The following is a 25,394-nucleotide window of genomic DNA, read 5'->3' on the forward strand; positions in this document are numbered from 1 at the left end:
ATAAAAAAGTTTTGTTGTTACAAACTTAACAAGAATTCATTAATATAAACGTTTATCAGCATTAAAATAGTATAAATTTAACTTTATGCTATCTTTGTGATAGCAGCATAAATTATGTCTCAAACAAAAGAAAATAAAAAGAAATTCACCAAAAAGTTACTTCATAAATACAGATTGGTAGTATTAAATGAGGACACCTTTGAGGAGCGCCTTTCATTTAAATTAACTAAGTTAAATTTATTTGTGGCAATTACCTCTAGTGCAATCTTGCTAATTGCGCTAACAACCTTCATAATTGCTTTTACTGGACTACGGGAATATATTCCTGGATATTCTTCAACAAAACTGAAGAGGCAAGCAACAGAATTAACTTATAAAACAGATTCCCTTCAAACTGCTCTAATGTTAAATAATCAGTTTTATGAATCCATTAGAAAGGTTCTTACTGGAGATCTAGAAATAGGTGATCTTAATAGAGATTCTATATTAAATACTCAAAGAATAGATTCAGAATATATAGATCTATCTCCATCTAGAGCAGATTCTTTACTAAGAGAAGAAGTAGCTTTAGAAGATAAATACAATGTGCTACAAACTGCAGGCTCTGATATTGAATTTGTATTATTTCCACCAGTTAAAGGACCCATTACTGAAGCTTATAATATCAAAACAAGGCATTATGCTATAGATATTGTAGTTGCCAAAAATGCACCTGTAAAAAGTGTTGCAGACGGTAGGGTGATCTTTGCTGAATGGAGTGCGGAAACTGGATATGTAATGATTATAGAGCACAATTACGGATTGCTTTCTGTTTATAAACATAATTCATCCCTCACAAAAGAACAAGGAGATTTCGTGAGGTCTGGAGAAGTGGTCGCCGCTGCAGGATCTGCTGGAGAGCTTACAACTGGCCCACATTTACATTTTGAATTATGGAATGAAGGGAATCCAGTAAACCCACAAGATTATATTGATTTTGATTAAACTTCTATGTCTATAAAATCCATTGCTGCAAAGGTCTTTGCAAAGCACATTCGCAATAAAATTAACAAGTGGGCCTCTAATCCCGAGGCTACACAGAAAAAGGTTTTTAAAGAACTTTTGGAAAAAGCTAAGAATACGCAGTTTGGCTTAGATCATCATTTTACAGAGATCAATTCTTATAAAGAATTTGCATCTAAAGTTCCTGTTCGCGATTATGAAGAGCTAAAGATGTATGTGGATAAAATGGTGGCAGGAGAAGAAAATATATTGTGGCCGGGAAAGCCGCTTTATTATGCTAAAACCTCTGGTACAACTAGTGGTGCAAAGTATATTCCACTCACTAAAGAATCTATGCCCACTCATATTAATGCCGCTAGAAATGCTATTTTATGCTACATAGCCGAAACTGGAAAGTCTAAATTTGTAGACGGCAAAATGATCTTCTTACAAGGTAGTCCAGAGTTAACAGACAAGAATGGAGTGAAATTGGGAAGATTGTCTGGAATTGTCGCGCATTTTGTTCCATCATATCTTCAGAAAAATAGATTACCTAGTTTAAAAACGAATTGCATTGAAGATTGGGAAACTAAGGTTGATGCTATTGTAGGAGAAACAAAAGAGGAGGACATGACCGTAATAAGCGGGATTCCATCCTGGGTACAAATGTACTTTGAAAAGTTACAGCAAACCACTGGGAAAAAGGTGGGCGATTTATTCAAGAATTTCGATCTCTTTATATATGGCGGAGTAAATTATGAGCCCTATCGTGCTAAGTTTGAAAATTTAATAGGAAGAAAAGTGGATAGCATAGAACTGTATCCTGCTTCTGAAGGTTTTTTTGCTTTTCAGGATAAACAGGGAGATAAGGGAATGTTGCTTCAATTAGATTCTGGAATCTTCTATGAGTTTATTAAATCTGAAGAATTCTTTCAAGATAATCCAATCCGATTGACCATTGGCGAAGTGGAAGTTGGAGTAAATTATGTAATGATCGTTTCTACAACTGCTGGATTATGGGGTTATAACTTGGGTGATACTGTGCAATTTACTTCAGTAAAACCATACAAATTGATCGTTTCTGGAAGGATCAAGCATTTTATTTCGGCATTTGGAGAACACGTGATCGCTAAAGAAGTGGAGCAGGCAATGCAAGAGGCAACTTCAAAAACTTCAAGTAGGATAACCGAGTTTACTGTGGCACCACAAATAACTCCAGATGGACAGGAGTTACCATATCATGAATGGTTTATAGAATTTGAAAAGGAACCTGAAGATCTTCAGAAATTCTCAGAGATCCTAGATAGATCTATGCAAGACCAAAACTCTTATTATTTAGACCTGATAGATGGAAAGATCCTTCAGCAATTAAAAATTAAAAAAATTCCCGAGAATGGATTTCAGCAGTATATGAAATCTATTGGAAAATTGGGAGGACAAAATAAATTACCAAGACTCTCTAACGACAGAAAGATCGCAGAGATTCTAGAAAAACTATAAAGCAATAAAATATGGTGAATTTGAAATTAATGGGAAGAACCCGGGCGCAAGAAAGTACTAATGCAATAGAACGCATGTATATAACAATGCGGCATCTATTTAATCGTGGTTTTTACAAACCCATGGGAATTTCTGGAGAAACTTTAAGGGAATCTTTACTAACATTAAGACCAGAGATCTATGGAACTATTGCAGAGGAAAAAGTAGAATTAGATGGACTTTTATACGTGATAGAGCGACTTCCCGTTGGAATAGAACAATGTAGATTCATCAATCTAACAAGCGATGAAGGTTATGCAAATTCTCATTTCAAACCAATTGTTCCACCAAAAAGAAGAAGAAATTGCTACAGGATAGATGAAGAGCAAATGAATATTGAAGTAACTCGTGGTAGGTCTGAGATCTATGACATCCTTACTCACCTTACATTCTTGTTTATAGAATCTCACAAAATTATGAGGCGCGTAATTATAGATGAAGAGGGAAGTGTTACTAGAGATTGGATGAAGTTGGAAGCTGCGGTTTTAAAATCTAGTTTAACTCAAAATGAGCGTGAAATTGCCCTTACGCATACAGCTAATATTTTAGGAAGAACTTTCAAGGAGGTTACCACCATGTATCCTAAATTTATGATCCCGGAAAATGAGGAGCGTTTTCTTGAGATAATATATTGGTTAGGGAAGTTGGCAATAGATGAGACTATAAATAATAATAAACGCATTGTAACCTTTAGTCCAGTACTTAGAGAGCGTTTAGGACATCACATTCACGGCGAGATCTGGGCAGATTCTATTAAGGAATATTTAGTTGAAAATAATTTAGTGCACCGGCCAATTCATATTATAAGTGCCAATATGCACAGTGTTATGAACACTTTATTTTCTCCAATTGCCTTGCAAGAAGAATTGAAGGAAAAGAAATCTATGCAGGTTTATGAAGAATTGAGTAATAGTGGGAATGGGCAGCTTAGAAATAAGGTGATGAAAGTGGCTCTGGAAAACGGAATGAAGTTTATTGAAGATGCCAGTGGTACTAATATAGATGTACAGGTGTTTGACACTGCGAAGATTAAGGATGGTTTTAGAAGTCCAAATTTCAATATGAAAAATGATGATCAGAAACCGGTGCTTTTGGTTATGGATTATGCTTTTGGAGAACAGGCTTATGAGACTATGGATGAACTGTTGAAACCTTATAGGTATGATGACAAGGAAATACATCTAAATGTAGATTCGGTTTCTATCATGGGGAAAGCAGGGATTTTGGATGGAGGAAAGGGAGATATTATGATACCTACTGCCCACTTATTTGAGGGAACAGCAGATAATTATCCATTTTATAACGAACTTAAAAAAGAAGATCTAGAAGGAAATGGCATCAAAGTCGTAGATGGTTCTATGATCACGGTTTTGGGAACATCTCTTCAAAATAGAGATATATTAAAGTTCTTTCAAGAATCTACATGGGATGTGGTTGGATTGGAAATGGAAGGAGTTCATTATCAAAAGGCAATTCAGTCTGCTTCAAGATTAAGAGGGAATATAAAAGAAGATGTAAAAGTGAGATATGCTTATTACGCCTCAGATAATCCACTTGAGACAGGAAGCACGTTAGCATCTGGAGGTTTAGGCACCACAGGAGTAAAACCAACCTATTTGATCACCGAAAAGATTTTAGAACAAATTTTTAATTCATAATTAATGAAGTTTGAAAAGACAGCTTTAAAGGATTGTTTCATTTTAACTCCGGACGTATATCCAGACCAGCGTGGTATTTTTTTAGAGAGCTATCATAAAAAGAAATTTAATGAGATTTCAGGCTTAGACTTAGAGTTTGTACAAGATAATCAGTCGGTTTCTAAAAAAGGGGTGTTAAGAGGATTGCATTTTCAATCTGGAGAATTTGCACAAGCTAAATTAGTAAGGGTGATTTATGGAGAAGTGTTAGATGTGGTGGTGGATCTAAGACCAGATTCTCCAACTTTTAAGCAGTCTTATGAAATAATATTATCAGACAAGAATCATCATCAATTATTTATACCTCAGGGTTTTGCACATGGGTTTATCACCTTGTCTGAAACTTCTGTTTTTTCTTATAAATGCGATCGATTTTATTACCCTGGTTCAGAATCTGGGGTTATTTATAATGATCCAGATCTTGCTATAGATTGGAAAATTTCTGAAGAGGAGTTTATTCTATCAGAAAAAGACACTAAATTACCAACACTCAAAGAATTATTTCCATGAAAACGGTATTGGTAACTGGAGCATCTGGTCAACTGGGTAAATGCATTCAAAAGATCGCCGCAAATGACCATACGATAGATTGGCTATTTATGGATTCTTCGGAAATAGATATTACCTCAAAATCGGATCTTAAGATGTGCTTTAACAGTAAAGAAATAAACTACTGTATTAATTGCGCAGCCTATACCAATGTTGAAAAAGCAGAATCTGATAAGGATAAAGCTTATAAAATTAATGCAGAAGCAGTTAAGAGTTTGGCTGAGATCTGTAAAAAGCATTCCACTGTTCTATTGCATATCTCGACAGATTATGTATTCGATGGAAGGAACAATATTCCATATAAAGAAACAGATAAAACCAATCCAATTAATGTGTATGGTGCTTCAAAATTGAAGGGTGAGCAAAACATTCAGAACACAATTGGATACTATTTTATTTTTCGTACGTCTTGGTTATATTCAGAATTCGGGCATAATTTTTATAAAACAATTCTCAATAAAGCCGCAGAGAAGACTACCTTGAATATAACCACGGCTCAAAAAGGCACACCTACAAATGCTAATGATCTGGCGGAATTATTAGTGAAAATCATAAAAGAAGAAAATAAAAATTATGGTTTATATCACTATAGTAATTCTGGCGAAACTACATGGCATGGATTTGCAAAGGAGATCTTAAGGGTTTCAAATAAATCTAATGAGGTGATTTTAAATGAAGATAATTCTTATAAAACTATTGCCGAAAGGCCTTTATATAGTGTTTTAGATAAAACTAAATTTAAAACTAATTTCGAGTTAGAAGTTGACTCATGGCAGGATGCCGTGTTGGATTTATACAACAACAATTTATAATAAATGCCTAAGAGAATATTAATTACCGGAGCAGCTGGATTTTTGGGCTCTCATCTTTGCGATAGATTTATTAAAGAAGGATATCGAGTTATTGGAATGGATAATCTAATAACAGGCGACATGAAGAATATCGAACATCTTTTAAAGTTGGAAAATTTCGAGTTCTATCATCATGATATCACTAAATACGTTCATGTTGCAGGAGAATTGGATTATATTCTACATTTTGCATCTCCCGCTAGCCCAATAGATTATTTGAAAATTCCTATTCAGACTTTAAAAGTTGGATCTGTTGGAGTTTTGCATTTGCTTGGTTTGGCAAAGGAGAAAAAAGCAAGGATCCTTATTGCATCTACTTCAGAAATATATGGAGATCCTTTGGTGCATCCACAGAGCGAAGATTATTATGGAAATGTAAATTCTATAGGCCCTCGAGGGGTTTATGATGAAGCAAAGCGTTTTCAGGAATCTATGACTATGGCTTATCATCGTTTTCACGGACTAGAAACAAGAATTGCCAGAATATTTAATACTTATGGCCCAAGAATGAGATTAAATGATGGGCGAGTGATCCCGGCATTTATTGGACAGGCCTTGAGAGGGGAAAACCTCACAGTATTTGGAGACGGATCTCAAACCCGCTCTTTTTGTTATGTAGACGATCAGGTAGAAGGGATTTATAGATTGTTACTAAGTGATTATTCAGACCCTGTGAATATTGGGAATCCAGATGAAATTACCATCCGGGAATTTGCAGATGAAATTATTAAACTTACCAATACCAATCAAAAAATAGTTTGCGTGCCTTTGCCAGAGGACGATCCAATGCAACGACAACCAGATATAACCAGAGCTAGAGAGATCTTAGGTTGGGAACCAAAAGTCTCTAGGGAAGAAGGGATGAAGATCACCTACGATTATTTTAAAGAGCTTACCCAAGAGGAATTGTTTAAAAGTGAGCATAAGGATTTCACGAAGCATATAAGACGCTAATAACAGCTAAATGGAAGAATCGCCATTAGTATCGGTAATAATGCCCGCATATAATTCGGCAGATTTTATTGCAGATGCTATCCAGTCTGTTGTTCAACAAACCTATCTTAACTGGGAATTATTAATAATAAATGATGCTTCAGAAGATAATACTCTTGAAATTATTAAAACCTTTAATTTAGACCCCAGAATTCAATATTTTCAGAATAAAACAAATTTGGGCGCTGGTGTGAGTAGAAATGTAGGCACAAAATCCTCTCAGGGCTCATATATCGCATTTTTAGATGCAGACGATCTTTGGCTTCCTAACAAGCTAAAAACTCAATTAGATTTCATGAAAAGTGAGAATCTGGAGATGACCTTCTCTAGTTATTATTTAATAGATGAATTTGGACAGGCGCTTGCTAAAAAAGTTCAGGCTCTACCAATTCTTACCTATAAAAAATTGCTGAAATCCAATTATGTAGGGAACCTCACAGGAATATATAATGTAAAAAAGCTGGGAAAGATTTATAGTCCAAATTTAAGAAAAAGGCAAGATTGGGCATTATGGCTTACTATTTTAAAAAAGATAGAATCCACTCAAGGAATATTAGAACCACTTGCAGCGTATAGAATTAGAGAAAACTCTATTTCCAATAATAAGACCGCCCTATTAAAATATAATTATTTAATCTACTCTGAATTTTTGAAATATAACAAATTAAAGAGTTTGCTAAAGATGGGAGTATTTTTAAAGGAACATTTCTTTGTTAAGAAAAAACAGGTAGTTTCTAGATGAGAGAAGTGAACTGCTTCAATTTTCCGCTTTTATTTCTTTTTAGAATTGGCATTTTCTCAAACTCTACATGTAGGTTCTTCCCCACGAAAGTCTCAATGGCGACTAATATTTTCTGAATCTGCACCTCTGTAAGTACGTGTTCGCTTACATATTCTATTTTAAATTTATCTAAAGCAGTTTGCACAATTAAAAATTCTTTAATGCTGCCAGCATCTTCAATAATAGATTTTGTAACGTAATAAAATGTAAGTCCAGGCACCACTTTCCCATCTGCTAAACGAGCCACATCGTTAGTTCTACCAGTAAGATTCAATAAAACAGGATGCTTAAATGTGCTTTTGGTAGATAAAGTCCCGGTATCTCCAATATCATATCTAATCATTGGGTGTGCTTTATTATACAAGGAGGTAATAACAATTCTTCCTTCCTTCCCGTGTGGTAAACTCCTGTTATCATCGTCCAGAATCTCTATAAATAGGCTTTCTGAATTTACTATCCATTCCTCATCCGTATTTTCAAAAGCAATTAGTCCTACTTCGCTTGCTCCATATTCGTTTACAACAGGAATCCCGAATGCTGCTTCAATAAGTTTCTTATCATTCTCAAAAAGTTTTTCTGAAGTAACGATACAAACTTTTAAAGAGGGACAGGATTCTTTTAAAACAAGCTTCCGTTTCTTTAAATATTTCGCAAATAGTAAAATTGCGCTAGTGTACCCGTTAATATAGTCGAATTCAGATTTTGTGAAGCGAGTTAAGAACTCTTCCATCTTCTTTTCACTAAGATCGAAGACGTTAAATCTTCTTCGTAAGCTTACCTGATCTTTAAAGCGTTCTGTTAGATTTCCGTAGAGATCTAAAGGAATTCCATAAAATCTAGCTTGTAAAGATTTGTTGAGGTCTATATTTATCCATTTATATCGGTCTATAAATTCTGCCCAAGTAACCGCATGACAAAAGCGATCTTTTGCAAAAATAAATGGATGACCGCTAGACCCAGAAGTCTTTCCTATATAGCTGTTCTTTTTATTATATTTCTTGCTAAGTCTATTGTTTAATGGTCTTTGCAGATCAGACTTTTGCATTACAGGTACTTCTTGCCAATTTGTAAATTCCTTATTTCCGAAGAAATCTTTATAATAAGAGTTATGGGATAAATGATAATTTACAATGACTTTCCTGCGGTTTTGCACATAATCTTCGAATTCTTCCTCTGGAATATCCTGAATTTCTTGTAATAGCTTTTGAGCCCTATTAATAGGGAATTTATTAAGCTGAAGTGAGATTTTAAACCAATTCAAAGGCTGGGAATACTTTAATTTATTCGAAATTATTAGTGCTTCAATTTACAAACATTTATTTTTGACGCAAGAATTTAAAACAACTTCCACATGAATATTTTGATATTAGGTGCCGGTGGCCGTGAACATGCATTTGCTCACAAGATTTTAGAGAGTGAACATTGCGACCAACTTTTTGTTGCTCCCGGTAATGCCGGAACTGCTGAAATTGCAACTAATATCGATTTGAAGGTAACTAATTTTGAAGCAATTAAGGAATTTGTTCTTCAGGAAAAAGTAACTATGCTAATTGTGGGTCCGGAAGATCCTTTAGTAATGGGAATTACAGATTTCTTCAGCAATGATACTGAATTAAGTGATATAGCTGTTGTAGGGCCGTCTAAAAGAGGAGCTTTACTAGAAGGAAGTAAGGAAAGAGCCAAGGAATTCATGGCTATGCATAATATACCAACTGCGGCTTATCAAAGTTTTACTGCTGAAAGTTTAGAAGCGGGAAAATCTTTTTTAGAAACTTTAAAAGCGCCATATGTGCTTAAAGCAGACGGCCTTGCCGGAGGGAAAGGAGTCTTGATCCTGGAAGATCTAGAGGAAGCTAAAATAGAATTAGAGCACATGCTTGTTAATAGTAAATTCGGAAATGCCGGTGAAAAAGTCGTGATAGAAGAGTTTCTAGATGGGATAGAATTAAGTGTTTTTGTATTAACCGATGGTAAGAATTATAAGATTCTACCAACGGCCAAAGATTATAAGAGAATAGGAGAAGGAAACACAGGTTTAAATACAGGAGGGATGGGAGCAATTTCTCCAGTACCATTTGCAGATGAGGTCTTGATGAATAAAATTGAAGAGCGAATAGTGAAACCAACAATAAACGGACTTCAAAAAGAAAATATAGACTACAAGGGATTTGTATTTATAGGGTTGATAAAAGTTGGAGAGGAACCTTACGTAATAGAATATAATGTTAGGATGGGCGATCCTGAAACCGAAGTGGTTTTACCGCGAATAGAAAGTGATCTAGTAGAACTCTTTGGGTCTTTAAAGGATCAGAAATTAGATGAGGTCAATGTAAAGATCTCTCCAAAAACCGCTGCAACTGTAATGTTAGTAGCTGGAGGATATCCTGAAACTTATGGTAAGGGTGCTGAAATAACTGGGTTAAATGAAATCGAGGATTCCCTTGTTTTTCATGCCGGGACTACTAATAAAGATGGGAAAGTAGTAACAAATGGTGGGAGAGTGATCGCAGTAACATCCTTTGGGAAAGATTACAATGAGGCACTAAAAAAATCTTATCAAAATGTAGATAAGCTTCATTTTGATAAGATGTATTATAGAAAAGACTTAGGTTTTGATCTAGCCTAAAAAGGAATGTGCTTTAGGATCGCGATCTTCTTCATCATTTTCGTTGAATTTTTTTAGTTGCAACATCCAGTAAACCAAAGCGGCAACACATATGATCATAAAGATCCAGTTCATTAAATTGGCTAAAGCCCAAGACTCGTCTTGTAAGCTTCTTAAAGCATCATAAGGAATAAATAATATTTCTGTAAAAAGCCAGGCGATTCCTTCAAAAAGATCTTTCATTGTATAACTTTGTTATATTATGCCACAAAAATATAAAAAACGAACATGCTAACAAGCTTTTTTAGCAAATCTAAACCAGGAATTTTGTTAACTGTCATTCTATTTATGGCTGTTTTTTTCATTTCGGCTAATCTGAAACCTATATTTCAGGAATTTGAAATGTATACGCTCTTTACAAAACTTGGGGTTTTTATTAGTTTTTTACTTAGTGCTATGGTGCTGGATTTTATTGCAAAGAAGAATGAGCTTACCAAAAGAAGCGGATTTAAGATCCTGATATTTGCAGTATGTTCAGTTTCCTTTTTGGCAATTTTACAGGATAATCAAATAATCGTTGCAAATCTTTGTGTTCTTCTTGCATTAAGAAGAGTGATAAGTTTAAAGTCTAGAAAAGATATAGCTTTGAAGATTTTTGATGCTACTTTTTGGATCTGCATTGCCTCTCTTTTCTATTTTTGGTCTATTCTATTTATTTTTATTGTTTACTTCGGTATCCTATTTCATGCAATAAATTACTTTAAGAACTGGTTGATTCCATTGGTTGCAGTATTTGTAGTTTTTATTCTAGTTACTACCTTTCATCTTATATTCCATGATGACTTTTACACGTGGGCAGCTTGGTTTCAGAATAGTTCATTTAAATTCGAGAACTATCAAAATCTAAGTGTTTTAATACCAATTAGCATCATTTTGGCTTTATCTTTTTGGACCTTGTCTCATTATTTTAAACTTTATAATAAATCTGGAATTAGATCTAGACCAACCTATTTGTTGGTATTTATCACACTTTTAATTTCTGTGATGGTGGCAATATTGTCCCCGGTTAAGAACGGAAGCGAACTGTTATTTTTCTTTGTTCCATTCTCTATAATTGCCTCGAATTATTTTGATAGTAAGAAAGAGAAAGGTTTTAAAGAGGTGCTTTTAATAGTGCTTATCTTAATGCCAATTCTTCTTCCAATATTTTTGTAATTCCAATTTTTTTAAACCGGTGGATATATAAGCCTACAGGCTTTCCACTATTTCAAAATATAATACCTTTGTTTTCCTTTATAAAATTCAATTAAATTGAAGATTTCTGCAAGGAGTTGCAGTTATCATAAATTAAATATCAAATTAAATATGTTTTCAGCTAAAGCAAATAAGATCTTTCAAGAAGTGATAAATAAATATCACTTAATAAACTCGGTAGATCAGTCATTTGAGAATCCATACAATAAAGACGCTCAATTAATCGAGCATTTACTTTTTAGAAAGTCTTGGATAGATACGGTACAATGGCATTATGAAGATATTATACGAGATCCTAATATAGATCCTGTTGCAGCTTTAACTCTAAAGAGACAAATAGATGCCTCTAACCAAGACCGTACAGATATGGTAGAGTTTATAGACAGCTATTTTCTAGATAAATTTAAGGAAGTAAGTGTTAAACCTTCTGCTACTATTAATTCTGAAAGCCCTGCTTGGGCAATAGATAGACTCTCAATTCTAGCTTTGAAGATCTATCATATGGAAGAAGAAGCCAATAGGGAAGACGCTTCAGATGATCATCGAAATAAATGTGGAGTAAAACTGAATGTTTTACTGGAGCAACGAGTAGATCTTTCTTCAGCAATAGACCAGTTATTGGAAGATATTCAAAACGGGAATAAATATATGAAGGTTTACAAGCAGATGAAAATGTACAATGACGATGAATTAAACCCTGTTTTAAGAAAGAAGAACTAGTTGTGAGTAGGAAAACCATTATATCGAAATCTTCTAAAGATAAAAGCAATTTGCATCCATCTAAGGGAGAACATATATTGGTTATTCGGTTATCTGCATTAGGAGATGTTGCAATGCTGGTACCGGTACTTCGGGTAGTTACCGCAACCTATCCTCAATTAAAAATAACATTACTTACCCGTGCTTTTTTTGCACCCATCTTTAAAGACAATCCGAACATAAGTATTTACGAAGCCGATATTAATGGGGTTCATAGTGGTGTTTTTGGATTAAGTAGACTTGCCAAAGATCTTAGAGATTTGGAGATAGACGCCGTTGCAGATATGCACGATGTGTTAAGGAGCAATGTCTTGAAATCTATTTTTTATTTCTACGGAATTCCGGTGAAGCAAATAGATAAAGGAAGATCAGAAAAAAAGGCGCTTACCGCAGCAAACAATAAAGTTTTTATACAATTAAAAGCAACCCATCAGCGCTATGCAGATGTTTTTAATGAATTAGGTTATCCAATAGATCTTAGGTTACATAAGTTTCCAGAAAAGCAAAAGATCTCACCAAATACCCGAGAGATCACAGGCACTGATCCATTAAAATGGATAGGAGTAGCTCCTTTTGCACAACATAATTCTAAGGTTTATCCTTTAGACCTTATGGATAAAGTACTTGCCCAATTAAATAGCGCAGGGAAGATCCAAATTTTTCTTTTTGGGGGAGGGAAAAAGGAAGCTGCAATGCTGGAGGAATTGGCAGCAAAATATGATCGAGTTAAATCTCTGGCTGGGAAATTAAAATTTGATGAAGAGTTAGCACTTATATCTAATTTAGATGCCATGCTGTCTATGGATAGCGGGAATGCTCATTTAGCAGCTATGTATGGAGTACCTGTAGTCACTCTTTGGGGAGTTACACATCCATACACTGGTTTTAAACCTTTTGAACAACCTTTAGAGAACTGTATTTTGCCAGATCTTAATAAATATCCTCAAATTCCAACTTCTATCTATGGGAATAAAGTACCAGATGGTTATGAAGATGTAATGAGAACTATCTCCCCAGATACCGTGGTGGTAAAGATCAACTCAGTTTTAAATATCACTTAAGAATCTTATACCAAGACCAGTAACTAAGTCTTGAGAATCATAATCCTTAAATAAGCTTAAACATCGTCGTAATCTACTTTTAGGGTGGGAGTGGTAGGATGTGCTTGACATGTTAGAATTAATCCTTCTGCGATCTCACTATCTGTAAGGATCTGATTTTTAGCCATCTCTGCTTTTCCTTCCACAATTCTTGCTATACAGCTACTACAAATCCCTCCTTGACAAGAATAAGGAACATCCAAGTCTTTCTCTAATGCTGCATCTAGAACAGTGTCTGTTTTGTTCATAGAAAAAGTAGTTTCCTCATCGTCTACCAAAATGGTTAGTTTGGTTTCCCCTTCTAAATCTGCTTCAATTTCTCCAGAATCGCTAGAAGTAAAGAGTTCGAATAAGATCTTTTCTTTTTCAATCCCATTTTTCAGCATGATCTCAGAAACGCTATTAATCATAACTTCTGGCCCGCATAAATAGAATTTTTCGAAGTCTAGAGCATCGAATTTATTTTTAAGCACATAATTCACGGTGCTGCTTTCAATTCTTCCGAAATGAGCATTATCTTCTTGTGTTCTACTATATATAAATTCAATAAATAGTCGTTCAGGATATGCTAACTGAAGTTGTAATAGTTCCTTGAAGAAAATAGTATCATCTGGAGTTTTATTCCCATATACCAATACAAATTTGCTGTCGGTCTCTTTAGTTAGCGCTGTCTTAATTATAGATAAAACAGGGGTGATTCCACTTCCGGCAACAAAAGCAGCATAATTATGTTTAGAATTGCTTGGTTCAAAAATAAACTTTCCTTCTGGAGGATGCACTTCTAAAATGTCTCCAGCTTTCAGTTTATTGTTTGCTAGAACAGAAAAAGTTCCACCTTCAACTTCTTTAACTGTAACTTTAAATTCATTGGTATTGGGAGCAGAACACAAAGAGTAGGCTCTTCGTACTTCTTTCCCATCTATATTTGTCTTAAGAGTAATGTATTGACCTGCTTTAAAAGAAAAAACTTCTTTAAGATTCTCTGGCACCTCAAAAGATATACTTACCGCTTGTTCTGTTTCGCGAATAATTTCTTTTATATTTAGGCTATAAAATTTGTTCATGTCCTTCAATTTGGCTGTAAAAATACAAAGTCTATCCTTTTTTATTTGTAACAATTTGGTAAATTTCCACACTTCTATATATAAACACAAACTATTATGTTCAAGCGCTTATTCTCGCTAGAGTGGAAATCATTTTTTAGATCTGCAAGCTTAGGCAAGAGTATTGGCCTGAAAATTCTAATGGGATTTTTGGGATTGTATTTTACCGCGGCTTTTTTAATGTTCGGTATTGGATTATATCCCTTAATTATTGAATATTTCCCTGGAGAAGAACCTTTATATTTAGTAAATAGATTTGTTTTAGCTTGGTTAGTTTTGGAGTTAGCATATCGTTTTTTGCTTCAGAATTTACCTATTATGGATATTAAGCCCTTAATGCTACTTCCTATTAACAAGCGAAAAGTGGTGAATTTTGTACTATTAAAATCTTTGTACTCGTTCTTCAATTTTCTTCCACTGCTTATTATTATTCCATTCGGGATCTATAATATTTACAAGCAAACTTTTAGTACGGCAACAATTCTAGCATGGATGGTTGCTATGATAGGTCTTACTCTCTCTGTAAACTTTGCGAATTTTATAATTAAAAAGAATTTTACAGATAATATAAAAGCATTAATTCCGGTGGTTGCAAGCATTGCAGTGATTGCAGGCTTAGATTACTTCAAGATCTTCGAGAGCAGTGTTTGGTTTGGAAAAGGTCTAAATTTAATACTAGAATTCCCTTTTCTGGCGCTTATACCAATTCTTATAGTTATCGTTTTTTATAAATGGAACCAGAAAGACTTAGAAAGTAAATTTTATTTAGATGCTACTTTAAAAGATGAAGTAAAAGATGCAAATACCAACGAATTTCTTTGGACTAGACGTTTTGGGGAATTAGCACCTTACTTGCAACTAGATCTAAAAATGATATGGAGAAACAAAAGACCTAAAACAACCGTTTACATATCCATTTTATTTTTGGCTTATGGCCTTATCTTTTATGGTAATGATGCTTATCAAGACATGCCGGCATTCTTTATTTTTGTGGGCATTTTTATTACAGGGATCTTTATGATTAATTTTGGACAGTTTATCCCAGCTTGGGATGCAGGATATTATCCGTTAATAATGGCTCAAAATATCCCATTAAAGAAATACTTGACAGCCAAAGCAGGTTTAATAACCTTTAGCGTTGTGGTATTAGCAATTCTTTCCACTCCTTATTTGTATTATGGCTGGAAGATCTTTTTAATTAATATGATATGTGCAGTTTATAATATAGGTGTAAATATTCCTATTTTACTTTATGCAGGATCTTTCAATAGAAAAAAGATAGATCTAGACAAAAGCCCGTTTATGAATTATCAAGGAATGGGAGCAACACAGTGGATAGTTGGACTTCCTCTCATGTTAATGCCATTGCTTATTTTTTGGATAATCAATAAGTTCATCTCTTTTGAAAGCGCCCTTAGCGTTTTATTCGTTCTAGGCTTAGTTGGATTAATTCTTAGAAATCGCGCCATTAACTTTATTGCTCAACGTTATAATAGACAAAAATATGCCATGATTGAAGGTTTTAAGCAATCTGGCGAATAAATTTAGAATCATGATCACAGCAACAAATCTTACAAAGGTATATAACGGAACTAAGGTTCTAAACATAGAACATTTAGATATTCCCACGGGACAAAGTTTGGGATTGGTTGGAAATAACGGTGCAGGAAAAACCACGTTTTTTAGTATGCTATTAGATCTTATACAACCCACCACCGGAAATATATTTAACCATGAAATTACAGTAAGCCAGAATGAGGAGTGGAAGGAGTTTACAAGTTCTTTTATAGATGAAAGTTTTTTAATAGGTTATCTCACGCCCGAAGAATATTTTTATTTTATTGGTGATCTGCGGAAGCAAAATAAAGCAGATGTAGATACCTTACTCTCTACTTTTGAAGACTTTTTTCATGGTGAAATCCTAGGAAAACGGAAGTATTTGCGAGACCTTTCAAAAGGGAATCAAAAGAAGGTGGGAATTGTTGCAGCTTTAATAGGCAGTCCAAAAGTGATTATCTTAGATGAGCCTTTTGCTAATTTAGATCCCACTACACAGATTCGATTAAAAAAGATCATTAAAGATCTTACCGCTCAAAAGGAAACAACTATTTTAATCTCTAGTCATGATCTTATTCATATTACAGAGGTTTGTGAACGAATTGTGGTGTTAGATAAGGGAGATCTTGTAAAAGATCTTATGACTTCTACTGCTACGTTAGATGAGTTGGAAACTTATTTTTCTAAAGATTTAACTTTAAAGGAGCAAGCTTAGGTCTCCGATTGTTTTTTCAAGACTTCAATATCTAAAAAGAAATGTATTTTAGCATACTAAATGTAAAGCACTTCTGTTATTTATAATATCAAGAACTTATTGATTTTGAATAAATTCACACACGTATTTGGTTGTCTATTTTTGTTGATGGCAATTTCCAGTTGTTCTCCAAAAAAAGATAAGTTTATTAACAGGAATTGGCATGCTATAGGCACCGAGTACAATATTTTGTACAATGGCGGCCTTGCATTAGAACAAGGAGAAATGGAAGTTGCAGATTCTTATAATGAGAATTTCTGGGATATTCTGCCAGTTGAAAGAATGCAAATTTCTGAAGAGATCTCTTTACCGGGAACTATAAAAAATCAATCTTTTAAGCTTGCTGAAGAAAAAGCTACCAAAGCCATTCAAAAGCACTCGATGCTTATTGAAGGCAAAGAAAAAAATCCTCAGATAGATGAAGCATATCTACTTCTTGGAAAGGCGCGCTATTTCGATCAGCGATTTTTTCCAGCCTTGGAAGCCTTCAATTATATTTTGCATAAATATCCCGCCAGTAATACAATAAATCATGCCCAGATCTGGAGAGAGAAAACCAACATCCGACTTCAGAATAACAAATTAGCTATAAAGAACCTTAAGAGAATTATTAAGGCGGAAACCTTGAAAGATCAAGATATGGCAGATGCCAATGCAATGTTAGCACAGGCATATATCAACTTGAATCATCCAGATAGTGCCATTGCGCCAATTAGAACTGCCGCAGAATTCACCAACGATAATGCCGAAAAAGGCCGATATTACTATATCCAAGGGCAACTTCATAATTTATTGGAACAACGAGATAGCGCAAATTATGCTTTTAATGAAATTATCGATCTCAATAGAAAAACGCCAAGAGAATATTTGGTGAATGCACAAATTGAAAAGACAAGAAATTTCAATTTCAAAACGGAAGATCCAGCTATATTGCTATCGCGTTTAAAGGAAATGGAAGAGAATCGGGAAAACAGGCCGTATTTGGATAAGATCTATTTTCAGTTAGCCGAATATTACAATCATATAGATTCTACAAATCTAGCAACTGTATATTATAATAAGTCTTTAAGAGAACCTTCCCAAGATAACTATTTGATTTCCCTTAATTATGAAACGCTGGGAAATATGAATTTTGATAAAGCTTTGTATAGAGAGGCCAGCGCATATTACGATAGTACTTTAACCAAGATCCCAAATACATCCCGTGATTATTTCTTTGTAGAACGCAAAAGAGATAACCTTAAAGAGGTTATTTTCTATGAAAGTATTGTAGAAAAAAATGATAGCATCTTGCGTTTTGTGGCCATGCCAGAGGATGATCGTCTAGATTATTTTACTAAATATGCAGCACAACTAAAAGAAGCAGCTGTTACCCAAGCAAAAGAGGGAGCAGTGCCAGAAGCTAATCAGCCAATGATGCCTTCTTCGCGTAATACTCCAGGTGCGCCACCTTCTTTAGGCGGAAACGATCCCGCTAACACTTTCTATTTTTATAATCCAAGAAGAGTTTCTTCAGGATTAGAAAGCTTTGCTAAGACTTGGGGTCCAAGAGAATTAAGAGATAACTGGAGATTGAATTCCAGTAATTTTACCACGATAGCTAAGGATAGTTTAGATGAGGTTTCTGGGTTAATTATATCTAATAATCCAAAATTCTCGGCTCAAACATATTTGGATGAAATTCCAAGCGATCCCCTTTTAATTTCTGAAATAGAAAAGGAAAGAAACGATGCTTATTATAGCCTTGGCTTAATTTATAAAGAGAAGTACAATAAACCAGATTTGGCTTCAGAAAAACTTACGGCCTTGTTGGATTTTACAGATGAGGAGCGTTTAGTGATCCCTTCAAACTATTATTTATATAGAATAAACCTGGAAAGTGGAAATACTGCAGAAGCCGAAAGATATAAGCAAGTGGTTTTAACTAAATATCCAGATTCTAGATATGCCTCAAGGATTAATAATCCAGATCTTTCCATTGCTCAAGAAGATGAAGCTGAAAACAAATACAAAGACTTATACACACTGTTTGAAAATTCTGAGTTTTTAAAAGTGATAAAAGATGGAAAGATTTATATAAATGAATATCCTGAAGAAGAACTCTTGCCAAAGGTTGAATTATTAAAGGCTAGGGCAGTGGGAAGAATTTATGGAGTGAATGCTTATAAAGAAGAATTATCCTCCATTGCAGCAAATTATCCTCAAACCCAAGAAGGAATTACTGCTTTGGAAGTGTTGAATACAGCAATTCCTAATTTGGAGAAAAGCAAACTGGAGATAAACAGCAATTCAGCATCAAATTTAAAGTTGCTTTACGCTATTGAGATCGATGAGTTAGAAAAAAGCAATGGTTTAAAAGAGATCCTTGAAAAAGCTATTTTGGAGCTAGATTATTCCGGACTTTCAGTATCTCAGGATGTATATAACGACAAATTGATTTTTGTTGTAGTTCATGGATTGGATACTTATAGCAAGGCAGAAGGTTTTGCAGAATTGCTTAACATCAATAAGAAATACAAAGTTGAAATAACTCCAGTTATAATTTCTTCAGAAAATTACAGAGTAATTCAGTTGAAGAAAAATCTGGATGAATACAAAGAATTAATTAATAAACAAGAACCCTAGATCTATGTTTAAAGGCCCAACAAAATCAAAAGAAAAAACAGAAATCAGTAAAGAGCAGAATCGAATATCAGCAGGAACCAAGATTACTGGAAATATCGAAGCTAAGGGAGGTTTTAGAATAGAAGGAAGCCTTATCGGTAATTTATCTACCTCTGGGAAAGTTGTTATTAGTAAAGGAGGTTTAATAAAAGGAGATCTAAATTGCAAAAATGCCGATTTTGAAGGATCTTTTGATGGGAAACTAAATGTTGAAGAAACTTTATCTCTAAGGTCTAGTGCTGTTATTGATGGGGAAGTGAATGCAGGAAAATTATCTATTGAACCTGGCGCTTCTTTTAATGCTACATGTACTATGAAAGGTGCTGTAAAATCTCTACAAAATGGAAGAAAAGAAGGAAGAAAAGAAGGAAGAAAAGAAGGAAAACGAGAAGAACGGTCAGCTTAGAAACTGGGCGATCTTTTCAGGAATTGCATTTCAAATGGGTGGAACTATCTTCGCCTGTGCTTGGGTAGGCAAAAAGTTGGATGAAAAATACCCGTCTAATAAAAATTGGTTCACTATTGGGTTTGTGCTTTTTGGAGTTGCTGCCTCTTTATACATAGTTTTAAAACAATTAAAAAGCCTCAATAAATAATTAATGATTTCCAATATTCTAAAGTTCACTCTTATAATTAGCTTTTTGCTAGGCCTTGCTTATTTTCTTCAAATAAATATTATACAAACCACCCTTTCGGCTAAAGAAACTAATCTTATTCAATTTAGCTATCTTTTCAATTTTGCATTTACGTATTTATTAATGTTGAACATTCTGGTTTTTAAAAAAATATTAGAAGACAAATTGGGATTTGTTTATCTGGGAATTAGCACGCTAAAATTTGTGCTTTTTTATTTTTTAGTGAAATCTAAAAACATCGAAATTAATAAATCCGACTTCTTGCTCTTTTTTATCCCTTTTGTGTTGTGTTTGAGTATTGAAATTTTCTATGTTTCTAAAATCCTGAACAGTGTTAACTATAATAAAAACAGTTAGTTACATTGTATTTTAAGTCCTTAAACTTATTGAATGTTTTTAGGATTGAATTTTATTTAAATTGTGTACATTTGCACCGAAATTTATAGACCGAAACTATACCTGGAATGAAAAAGGATAATACTGTTAGAATTTTATTGGCTGTTTTTATAGTACTTTTTTCTGTAAATACCTTCGCTCAAGATCATGAAGTAGAGCATGGAGAGAATACAGAATTAGAGTCTCATGAAGGGCCTGGAGCAGTTGATACAAAAGAAGAAGTTGCTGATTATATAGATCATCACTTGCAAGATTCTCATTCTTTCAATTTCTTTTCAGATGGTGCTACTGGGGAACATTACGGTTTTCCATTACCAGTAATTTTATGGGATAATGGTTTAAAAGCATTTTCTTCTTCTGAATTTCATCATGGAGAAACTTTAGCAATTATAGACGGACAGCACTATAAATTATATCACAATAAAATATACAAAACCAATGCTGAAGGTACAATTACCTACGGTGAAGATGGTTATCCTACAAATGCAAAGCCATTAGATTTTTCTATTACTAAGAATGTTCTAGCTATGTTATTGGTTTCTTTGCTAATGTTTATAATCTTTAAAGGTTTAGCTTCTTCTTATAAGAACAAGGATATTCCAAGTGGTTTTGGAAGAGTTTTAGAGCCGTTGGTCATCTATGTTAGAGATGATATTGCTAAGCCAAACATTGGTCCAAAATATAGAAAATACATGGGCTTTTTGTTAACTGTATTTTTCTTCATTCTTATTTTGAATTTACTAGGATTAACTCCTTTAGGTATTAATGTTACTGGAAATATAGCGGTTACTTTTTGTCTTGCTCTTGCAACATTCTTTATAGTACAGTTTAGTGGTAACAAACATTATTGGAAACATATTTTCTGGATGCCAGGAGTGCCAATCCCTATGAAAATAGTTTTAATGCCAATCGAGATCTTGGGAATGCTTACTAAGCCATTTGCCTTGATGATTCGATTGTTTGCTAACATGACTGCAGGACACGTAGTTGTAATGAGTCTTTTAGGACTTATTGTAATATTCCAGAATTGGATTGCAGGTCCAGCATTTTTCGGATTTACTCTATTTATTTCAATAATAGAATTATTAGTCGCATTTTTGCAGGCGTATATTTTCACCCTGTTAAGTGCATTATATATTGGAATGGCTGTAGAAGATCACGATCATCATCCTAATGATCATAGTGATGATATACCAGTTATTTAGAAAAATTTTATCAATAAGTAAGTTTAATTTTTAACAAAGTAGTTTATGGAAGTAATGGATGTAAGTTTGATTGGTAAGGGTCTTATCATCATTGGTGCAGGTATCGGTCTAGGTATGATTGGTGGTCGCGCGATGGAAGCAATTGCTCGTCAGCCAGAAGCAGCAGGTAAAATCCAAACAGCAATGATTATTGTTGCTGCATTATTGGAAGGTGTTGCATTCGCAGCGTTATTCGCTTAATTGAAACTAATCAAACTTTGTAACGGTTGGTTACAAAGTTTGATTTTATTTTAAAAACTAGTTTACTTATAAAAAAGATATATGGAAAAGTTAATAAATGATTTTTCTTTTGGTTTATTCTTCTGGCAAGCAATCGTACTTGTAGTACTTATATTGCTTTTAAGAAAATTTGCTTGGAAGCCAATTTTAGACTCATTAAATAGTCGTGAAGAAGGAATTAAAGATGCTTTACTTTCAGCAGAGAATGCAAGAAAAGAAATGCAAAATCTTCATGCAGATAATGAGAAATTATTGAATGAAGCAAGAGCTCAAAGAGACGCGATGCTTAAAGAAGCTCGTGAATTAAAAGAGAAAGTAGTTCTTGAGGCAACTGAGGAAGCTCAGACTAAAGCAGATAAAATTGTTGCAAATGCACAAGTTATTATCCAGAACGAAAAGAATGCTGCAATGGTAGATCTTAAGAATCAAGTTGCAACTTTATCTATTGAGATCGCAGAAAAAGTGATTCGTGAACAACTATCTACTACAGAGAAACAACACAAGTTGGTTGAGGACATGTTAGCAGATGTTACCTTAAAATAAGTTTATGAAAAGTACCAGAGCTGCACAGAGATACGCGAAAGCAATTTTAGAATTGGCAAAAGATCAAAATGCTGCAGAAACTGTGAATAATGATATGGTTTCTATAGACGAGACTATTTCATCTAGTGAGGAACTTCAAGAAGTTTTGGCTAGCCCAGTTGTAAAAGACGATGTTAAGAAGAGTGCTTTAAAAGAAATTTTTAAGTCGGCTCATACTATAACATTAGGAGCTTTCGATATTCTCGTAGACAATAATAGAATTATTCAGCTACAATCTGTAGCTAAAAGGTATACGGCATTATTTAACGAAATGAACCACATTCAAGTTGCACATGTAACTACAGCGGTTCCTTTGGATGCTAAATTAGAAGTTAAGATACTTGATAAAGTAAAAGAGCTTACAGGGAATACTGCAACTTTAGAAAGTAAAGTAGATCCAAGTATACTAGGAGGTTTTATCCTTAGAATAGGAGATCTTCAATACAATACAAGTGTTGCAAAAAGCCTTAGTAATTTAAGCAGAGAGCTTACTAACAACACGTATATTTCAAAAATTTAATGAAAACAGATACACTTTAGGTGTATCAATTTTATTCTAAATAATTATGGCCGAAGTAAATCCAGCTGAAGTTTCAGCAATATTAAAAAAACAACTTTCAGGTTTTGAAGCAAAAGCTACTTTAGATGAAGTAGGAACAGTACTTACCGTAGGGGATGGTATTGCACGTATCTACGGATTAGCAAATGCTCAATATGGGGAATTAGTTGAATTCGAAAGTGGATTAGAAGGAATCGTACTTAACCTTGAGGAAGACAATGTTGGGGTAGTACTTTTGGGACCTTCTAAGCAAATTAAAGAAGGATCTGTAGCAAAAAGAACTCAACGTATTGCCTCTATTAATGTAGGTGAAGGAATTACAGGAAGAGTATTAGATACTTTAGGAGCTCCAATAGATGGAAAGGGTCCTATCGTAGGAGAAACTTACGAGATGCCATTGGAGCGTAAAGCGCCAGGAGTTATCTATCGTGAGCCTGTTACAGAACCAATGCAAACAGGGATCAAGGCTATCGATGCCATGGTACCGGTTGGTAGAGGTCAAAGAGAATTGGTTATTGGTGACCGTCAGACAGGTAAAACTGCAGTGTGTATCGATACCATTCTAAATCAAAAAGAATTTTACGATGCTGGTGTTCCAGTACATTGTATATATGTTGCTATTGGACAAAAAGCTTCTACTGTTGCAGGAATTGCACAGAAATTAGAAGAAAGAGGTGCCATGGCATATACTACTATAGTTGCTGCAAATGCATCAGATCCTGCTCCAATGCAAGTATATGCTCCGTTTGCAGGTGCTGCAATTGGTGAGTACTTTAGAGATACTGGTCGTCCTGCACTTATTGTGTTTGATGATTTATCTAAGCAAGCAGTAGCTTACCGTGAGGTTTCGTTATTATTACGTCGCCCACCGGGACGTGAAGCATATCCTGGGGATGTATTTTTCTTACACTCTAGATTGTTAGAGCGTGCTGCAAAGGTTATTAACAACGATAAGATCGCTTCAGAAATGAATGATCTTCCAGATTCTATTAAGCATTTGGTAAAAGGTGGTGGTTCTTTAACTGCTTTGCCAATTATCGAAACTCAAGCAGGAGATGTTTCGGCATATATTCCAACCAACGTAATTTCTATTACAGATGGTCAGATTTTCTTAACATCAGATCTTTTTAACTCTGGGGTTCGTCCAGCGATTAACGTTGGTATTTCGGTATCTCGTGTGGGTGGAAACGCTCAGATTAAAGCGATGAAAAAGGTTGCAGGTACTTTAAAATTAGATCAAGCACAATTCCGTGAATTGGAAGCATTTGCTAAGTTTGGATCTGATCTTGATGCTGCTACTCTTAATGTTATTGAAAGAGGAAAGCGTAACGTAGAGATCTTGAAACAAGCAGAGAACGATCCTTATCCAGTGGAAGAGCAAGTTGCAATTATCTTTGCAGGTGCTAAGAACCTTTTAAGAGATGTTCCTGTAAACAGAGTAAAAGAATTTGAAACTGAGTATTTAGAATACTTAAATGTAAAACATCGTGCTACGTTAGATGGTTTAAAAGCTGGAAAACTTACAGATGAAATTACAGACACTTTGGTGTTAGCAGCAAAAGAGCTTTCTTCAAAATATAAAGCATAATCATATTTTAATGTTGAGAAGTGAGCTTATATCGCTCACTTCTTAATACTATTATCTAACATATGGCAAACTTAAAAGAATTACGTAGCAGGATTACCTCGGTTTCATCAACCATGCAAATTACCAGTGCCATGAAATTGGTATCGGCTGCAAAGTTGAGCAAAGCTCAGGATGCCATTACTGCAATGCGACCTTATTCTGAAAAGTTAACAGAATTGCTACAAAGCCTTAGTGCTTCATTGGATGCAGATAGCGGAAGCCCTTTTGCAGAACAAAGAGAAGTTAAAAAGGTCTTGATAGTTGCTATTTCTTCTAACAGAGGATTAGCAGGAGCTTTCAATACAAATATTGTTAAAGGTGCTCGCGCAGTTGCTGCTTCAAAATACAGCGATAAAAATGTAGAGATCTTAACTTTAGGAAAAAAGGCAAATGATGTTTTAAGTAAGACGTATACAGTTGCAGAGAACAATAACTCTATTTTTGAGGATCTTAAGTATGATACTGTAGCTGCAATTGCAGAGAATATCATGCAATCATTCTTAGATGGTAAGTATGATGAAATCTCAATTGTATATAATCAATTTGTAAATGCTGCAACTCAAGATGTAATAACTGAGCAGTTCTTACCTATTGAGAAATTTGAAACTGATGAGAATGTAACTTTAGATTACATTTTTGAACCAGAAAAGGAGCAGATCGTAAAAGATCTTATCCCTAAGTCTTTAAAAATGCAGTTATTCAAAGCAATGAGTGATTCGTTAGCATCTGAGCACGGAGCTCGTATGACGGCGATGCATAAAGCTACAGATAATGCAACCGAATTAAGAGATGCGCTTAAATTGTCTTATAACAAAGCGAGACAAGCTGCTATTACTAATGAGATCTTAGAGATTGTTGGTGGTGCAGAAGCATTGAACAATTAATAACTAATTGTCACACTGAGCCTGTCGAAGTGTGATTAGA

Annotated in this window: 26 protein-coding genes; 23 read left to right on the top strand and 3 right to left on the bottom strand. The window is 34.4% G+C overall.

Annotation, left to right across the window (positions count from 1 at the left end):
* Positions 1–114: 114 nt before the first annotated feature.
* The 7 genes from BC962_RS01820 to BC962_RS01850 are packed head-to-tail and all read left to right on the top strand — an operon-like array spanning position 115 to position 7,352.
* Positions 115–984 (top strand): M23 family metallopeptidase, encoded by an 870-nt coding sequence (locus tag BC962_RS01820; protein WP_121344228.1) that lies wholly within the window; start codon positions 115–117, stop codon positions 982–984.
* Between the two features lie 6 nt (positions 985–990).
* The gene (locus BC962_RS01825; protein ID WP_121344229.1) at positions 991–2,481 is read left to right on the top strand and encodes a GH3 auxin-responsive promoter family protein; all 1,491 of its coding nucleotides are present in this window, start codon (positions 991–993) and stop codon (positions 2,479–2,481) included.
* Between the two features lie 11 nt (positions 2,482–2,492).
* Positions 2,493–4,178 carry a DUF6909 family protein gene (locus tag BC962_RS01830; protein ID WP_121344230.1) on the top strand — a complete coding sequence of 562 codons (1,686 nt, stop codon included), beginning with the start codon at positions 2,493–2,495 and terminating at the stop codon, positions 4,176–4,178.
* 3 nt (positions 4,179–4,181) lie between these two features.
* The gene (gene rfbC, locus BC962_RS01835) at positions 4,182–4,727 is read left to right on the top strand and encodes a dTDP-4-dehydrorhamnose 3,5-epimerase (protein ID WP_121344231.1); all 546 of its coding nucleotides are present in this window, start codon (positions 4,182–4,184) and stop codon (positions 4,725–4,727) included.
* On the top strand, positions 4,724–5,578 hold the full coding sequence (rfbD, locus tag BC962_RS01840; protein ID WP_121344232.1) for a dTDP-4-dehydrorhamnose reductase: 855 nt from the start codon (positions 4,724–4,726) through the stop codon (positions 5,576–5,578). The genes rfbC and rfbD overlap by 4 nt, the downstream gene beginning before the upstream one ends.
* Positions 5,579–5,581: 3 nt before the next feature.
* A complete protein-coding gene (locus BC962_RS01845; RefSeq protein WP_121344233.1) occupies positions 5,582–6,571 on the top strand; it encodes a UDP-glucuronic acid decarboxylase family protein in 990 nt (329 codons plus the stop codon).
* Positions 6,572–6,581: 10 nt separating this feature from the next.
* The gene (locus tag BC962_RS01850) at positions 6,582–7,352 is read left to right on the top strand and encodes a glycosyltransferase family 2 protein (RefSeq protein WP_121344234.1); all 771 of its coding nucleotides are present in this window, start codon (positions 6,582–6,584) and stop codon (positions 7,350–7,352) included.
* Here BC962_RS01850 and BC962_RS01855 read toward each other — a convergent pair.
* Positions 7,345–8,652: a phenylacetate--CoA ligase family protein gene (locus tag BC962_RS01855; protein ID WP_121344235.1), complete on the bottom strand. Its 1,308-nt coding sequence runs from the start codon at positions 8,650–8,652 to the stop codon at positions 7,345–7,347. The two genes, BC962_RS01850 and BC962_RS01855, sit on opposite strands and share 8 nt — an antisense overlap.
* A 90-nt stretch (positions 8,653–8,742) precedes the next feature.
* Between BC962_RS01855 and purD the strand changes: the two genes are divergently transcribed.
* Positions 8,743–10,017, top strand: coding sequence for a phosphoribosylamine--glycine ligase (purD, locus tag BC962_RS01860; RefSeq protein ID WP_121344236.1), 1,275 nt, complete (start codon positions 8,743–8,745; stop codon positions 10,015–10,017).
* Here the strand turns inward: purD and BC962_RS01865 are convergent.
* Positions 10,009–10,239 carry a DUF6341 family protein gene (locus BC962_RS01865; protein ID WP_121344237.1) on the bottom strand — a complete coding sequence of 77 codons (231 nt, stop codon included), beginning with the start codon at positions 10,237–10,239 and terminating at the stop codon, positions 10,009–10,011. The two genes, purD and BC962_RS01865, sit on opposite strands and share 9 nt — an antisense overlap.
* Before the next feature lie 105 nt (positions 10,240–10,344).
* Between BC962_RS01865 and BC962_RS01870 the strand changes: the two genes are divergently transcribed.
* The 3 genes from BC962_RS01870 (at position 10,345) to BC962_RS01880 (ending at position 13,070) form a co-directional block, all read left to right on the top strand.
* On the top strand, positions 10,345–11,211 hold the full coding sequence (locus BC962_RS01870) for a DUF6427 family protein (RefSeq protein WP_245983972.1): 867 nt from the start codon (positions 10,345–10,347) through the stop codon (positions 11,209–11,211).
* A 150-nt stretch (positions 11,212–11,361) separates the two neighbouring features.
* Positions 11,362–11,970, top strand: a complete 609-nt coding sequence (locus BC962_RS01875) for a DUF4254 domain-containing protein (RefSeq protein WP_121344911.1) — start codon at positions 11,362–11,364, stop codon at positions 11,968–11,970.
* A 2-nt stretch (positions 11,971–11,972) separates the two neighbouring features.
* Positions 11,973–13,070, top strand: coding sequence for a glycosyltransferase family 9 protein (locus BC962_RS01880; RefSeq protein WP_121344239.1), 1,098 nt, complete (start codon positions 11,973–11,975; stop codon positions 13,068–13,070).
* Between the two features lie 56 nt (positions 13,071–13,126).
* Here BC962_RS01880 and BC962_RS01885 read toward each other — a convergent pair whose 3' ends face one another.
* A complete protein-coding gene (locus BC962_RS01885) occupies positions 13,127–14,173 on the bottom strand; it encodes a ferredoxin--NADP reductase (RefSeq protein ID WP_121344240.1) in 1,047 nt (348 codons plus the stop codon).
* Between the two features lie 96 nt (positions 14,174–14,269).
* Between BC962_RS01885 and BC962_RS01890 the strand changes: the two genes are divergently transcribed.
* The 12 genes from BC962_RS01890 (at position 14,270) to atpG (ending at position 25,354) form a co-directional block, all read left to right on the top strand.
* Positions 14,270–15,754 (top strand): DUF5687 family protein, encoded by a 1,485-nt coding sequence (locus BC962_RS01890; protein ID WP_220660177.1) that lies wholly within the window; start codon positions 14,270–14,272, stop codon positions 15,752–15,754.
* Positions 15,755–15,764: 10 nt separating this feature from the next.
* Positions 15,765–16,484 carry an ABC transporter ATP-binding protein gene (locus BC962_RS01895; protein WP_121344241.1) on the top strand — a complete coding sequence of 240 codons (720 nt, stop codon included), beginning with the start codon at positions 15,765–15,767 and terminating at the stop codon, positions 16,482–16,484.
* A 147-nt stretch (positions 16,485–16,631) separates the two neighbouring features.
* Positions 16,632–19,148, top strand: coding sequence for a type IX secretion system periplasmic lipoprotein PorW/SprE (gene porW, locus BC962_RS01900; RefSeq protein WP_121344242.1), 2,517 nt, complete (start codon positions 16,632–16,634; stop codon positions 19,146–19,148).
* Between the two features lie 4 nt (positions 19,149–19,152).
* Positions 19,153–19,593, top strand: a complete 441-nt coding sequence (locus tag BC962_RS01905; RefSeq protein ID WP_121344243.1) for a bactofilin family protein — start codon at positions 19,153–19,155, stop codon at positions 19,591–19,593.
* Positions 19,529–19,783: an AtpZ/AtpI family protein gene (locus BC962_RS01910; RefSeq protein WP_121344244.1), complete on the top strand. Its 255-nt coding sequence runs from the start codon at positions 19,529–19,531 to the stop codon at positions 19,781–19,783. Before BC962_RS01905 ends, BC962_RS01910 begins: the two co-directional genes overlap by 65 nt.
* 3 nt (positions 19,784–19,786) lie before the next feature.
* Entirely contained in the window at positions 19,787–20,179 is a 393-nt protein-coding gene (locus BC962_RS16620) for a DUF6168 family protein (protein WP_121344245.1), read from the top strand.
* A gap of 107 nt (positions 20,180–20,286) precedes the next feature.
* Complete coding sequence (gene atpB, locus BC962_RS01920) at positions 20,287–21,423, top strand: F0F1 ATP synthase subunit A (protein ID WP_121344246.1); 1,137 nt, start codon at positions 20,287–20,289, stop codon at positions 21,421–21,423.
* Positions 21,424–21,468: 45 nt separating this feature from the next.
* Positions 21,469–21,663 carry an ATP synthase F0 subunit C gene (atpE, locus tag BC962_RS01925; protein WP_034920281.1) on the top strand — a complete coding sequence of 65 codons (195 nt, stop codon included), beginning with the start codon at positions 21,469–21,471 and terminating at the stop codon, positions 21,661–21,663.
* Between the two features lie 81 nt (positions 21,664–21,744).
* Positions 21,745–22,245 carry a F0F1 ATP synthase subunit B gene (locus tag BC962_RS01930; protein WP_121344247.1) on the top strand — a complete coding sequence of 167 codons (501 nt, stop codon included), beginning with the start codon at positions 21,745–21,747 and terminating at the stop codon, positions 22,243–22,245.
* Positions 22,246–22,249: 4 nt separating this feature from the next.
* Positions 22,250–22,804 carry an ATP synthase F1 subunit delta gene (gene atpH, locus BC962_RS01935; protein WP_121344248.1) on the top strand — a complete coding sequence of 185 codons (555 nt, stop codon included), beginning with the start codon at positions 22,250–22,252 and terminating at the stop codon, positions 22,802–22,804.
* A 46-nt stretch (positions 22,805–22,850) separates the two neighbouring features.
* Positions 22,851–24,431 (top strand): F0F1 ATP synthase subunit alpha, encoded by a 1,581-nt coding sequence (gene atpA, locus BC962_RS01940; RefSeq protein WP_121344249.1) that lies wholly within the window; start codon positions 22,851–22,853, stop codon positions 24,429–24,431.
* Between the two features lie 62 nt (positions 24,432–24,493).
* A complete protein-coding gene (gene atpG, locus BC962_RS01945) occupies positions 24,494–25,354 on the top strand; it encodes an ATP synthase F1 subunit gamma (RefSeq protein WP_121344250.1) in 861 nt (286 codons plus the stop codon).
* Positions 25,355–25,394: the final 40 nt, after the last annotated feature.

The sequence above is a fragment of the Gillisia mitskevichiae genome, from assembly GCF_003634585.1.
Taxonomy (GTDB): domain Bacteria; phylum Bacteroidota; class Bacteroidia; order Flavobacteriales; family Flavobacteriaceae; genus Gillisia; species Gillisia mitskevichiae.

What these genes read in the sequence shown, in the direction of transcription:
- BC962_RS01820 (WP_121344228.1), top strand. Translation starts at nt 115, where the DNA reads ATGTCTCAAACAAAAGAAAATAAAAAGAAATTCACCAAAAAGTTACTT.
- BC962_RS01825 (WP_121344229.1), top strand. Translation starts at nt 991, where the DNA reads ATGTCTATAAAATCCATTGCTGCAAAGGTCTTTGCAAAGCACATTCGC.
- BC962_RS01830 (WP_121344230.1), top strand. Translation starts at nt 2,493, where the DNA reads ATGGTGAATTTGAAATTAATGGGAAGAACCCGGGCGCAAGAAAGTACT.
- rfbC (WP_121344231.1), top strand. Translation starts at nt 4,182, where the DNA reads ATGAAGTTTGAAAAGACAGCTTTAAAGGATTGTTTCATTTTAACTCCG.
- rfbD (WP_121344232.1), top strand. Translation starts at nt 4,724, where the DNA reads ATGAAAACGGTATTGGTAACTGGAGCATCTGGTCAACTGGGTAAATGC.
- BC962_RS01845 (WP_121344233.1), top strand. Translation starts at nt 5,582, where the DNA reads ATGCCTAAGAGAATATTAATTACCGGAGCAGCTGGATTTTTGGGCTCT.
- BC962_RS01850 (WP_121344234.1), top strand. Translation starts at nt 6,582, where the DNA reads ATGGAAGAATCGCCATTAGTATCGGTAATAATGCCCGCATATAATTCG.
- purD (WP_121344236.1), top strand. Translation starts at nt 8,743, where the DNA reads ATGAATATTTTGATATTAGGTGCCGGTGGCCGTGAACATGCATTTGCT.
- BC962_RS01865 (WP_121344237.1), bottom strand. Translation starts at nt 10,239, where the DNA reads ATGAAAGATCTTTTTGAAGGAATCGCCTGGCTTTTTACAGAAATATTA.
- BC962_RS01870 (WP_245983972.1), top strand. Translation starts at nt 10,345, where the DNA reads ATGGCTGTTTTTTTCATTTCGGCTAATCTGAAACCTATATTTCAGGAA.
- BC962_RS01875 (WP_121344911.1), top strand. Translation starts at nt 11,362, where the DNA reads ATGTTTTCAGCTAAAGCAAATAAGATCTTTCAAGAAGTGATAAATAAA.
- BC962_RS01885 (WP_121344240.1), bottom strand. Translation starts at nt 14,173, where the DNA reads ATGAACAAATTTTATAGCCTAAATATAAAAGAAATTATTCGCGAAACA.
- BC962_RS01890 (WP_220660177.1), top strand. Translation starts at nt 14,270, where the DNA reads ATGTTCAAGCGCTTATTCTCGCTAGAGTGGAAATCATTTTTTAGATCT.
- BC962_RS01895 (WP_121344241.1), top strand. Translation starts at nt 15,765, where the DNA reads ATGATCACAGCAACAAATCTTACAAAGGTATATAACGGAACTAAGGTT.
- porW (WP_121344242.1), top strand. Translation starts at nt 16,632, where the DNA reads ATGGCAATTTCCAGTTGTTCTCCAAAAAAAGATAAGTTTATTAACAGG.
- BC962_RS01905 (WP_121344243.1), top strand. Translation starts at nt 19,153, where the DNA reads ATGTTTAAAGGCCCAACAAAATCAAAAGAAAAAACAGAAATCAGTAAA.
- BC962_RS01910 (WP_121344244.1), top strand. Translation starts at nt 19,529, where the DNA reads ATGGAAGAAAAGAAGGAAGAAAAGAAGGAAGAAAAGAAGGAAAACGAG.
- BC962_RS16620 (WP_121344245.1), top strand. Translation starts at nt 19,787, where the DNA reads ATGATTTCCAATATTCTAAAGTTCACTCTTATAATTAGCTTTTTGCTA.
- atpB (WP_121344246.1), top strand. Translation starts at nt 20,287, where the DNA reads ATGAAAAAGGATAATACTGTTAGAATTTTATTGGCTGTTTTTATAGTA.
- atpE (WP_034920281.1), top strand. Translation starts at nt 21,469, where the DNA reads ATGGAAGTAATGGATGTAAGTTTGATTGGTAAGGGTCTTATCATCATT.
- BC962_RS01930 (WP_121344247.1), top strand. Translation starts at nt 21,745, where the DNA reads ATGGAAAAGTTAATAAATGATTTTTCTTTTGGTTTATTCTTCTGGCAA.
- atpH (WP_121344248.1), top strand. Translation starts at nt 22,250, where the DNA reads ATGAAAAGTACCAGAGCTGCACAGAGATACGCGAAAGCAATTTTAGAA.
- atpA (WP_121344249.1), top strand. Translation starts at nt 22,851, where the DNA reads ATGGCCGAAGTAAATCCAGCTGAAGTTTCAGCAATATTAAAAAAACAA.
- atpG (WP_121344250.1), top strand. Translation starts at nt 24,494, where the DNA reads ATGGCAAACTTAAAAGAATTACGTAGCAGGATTACCTCGGTTTCATCA.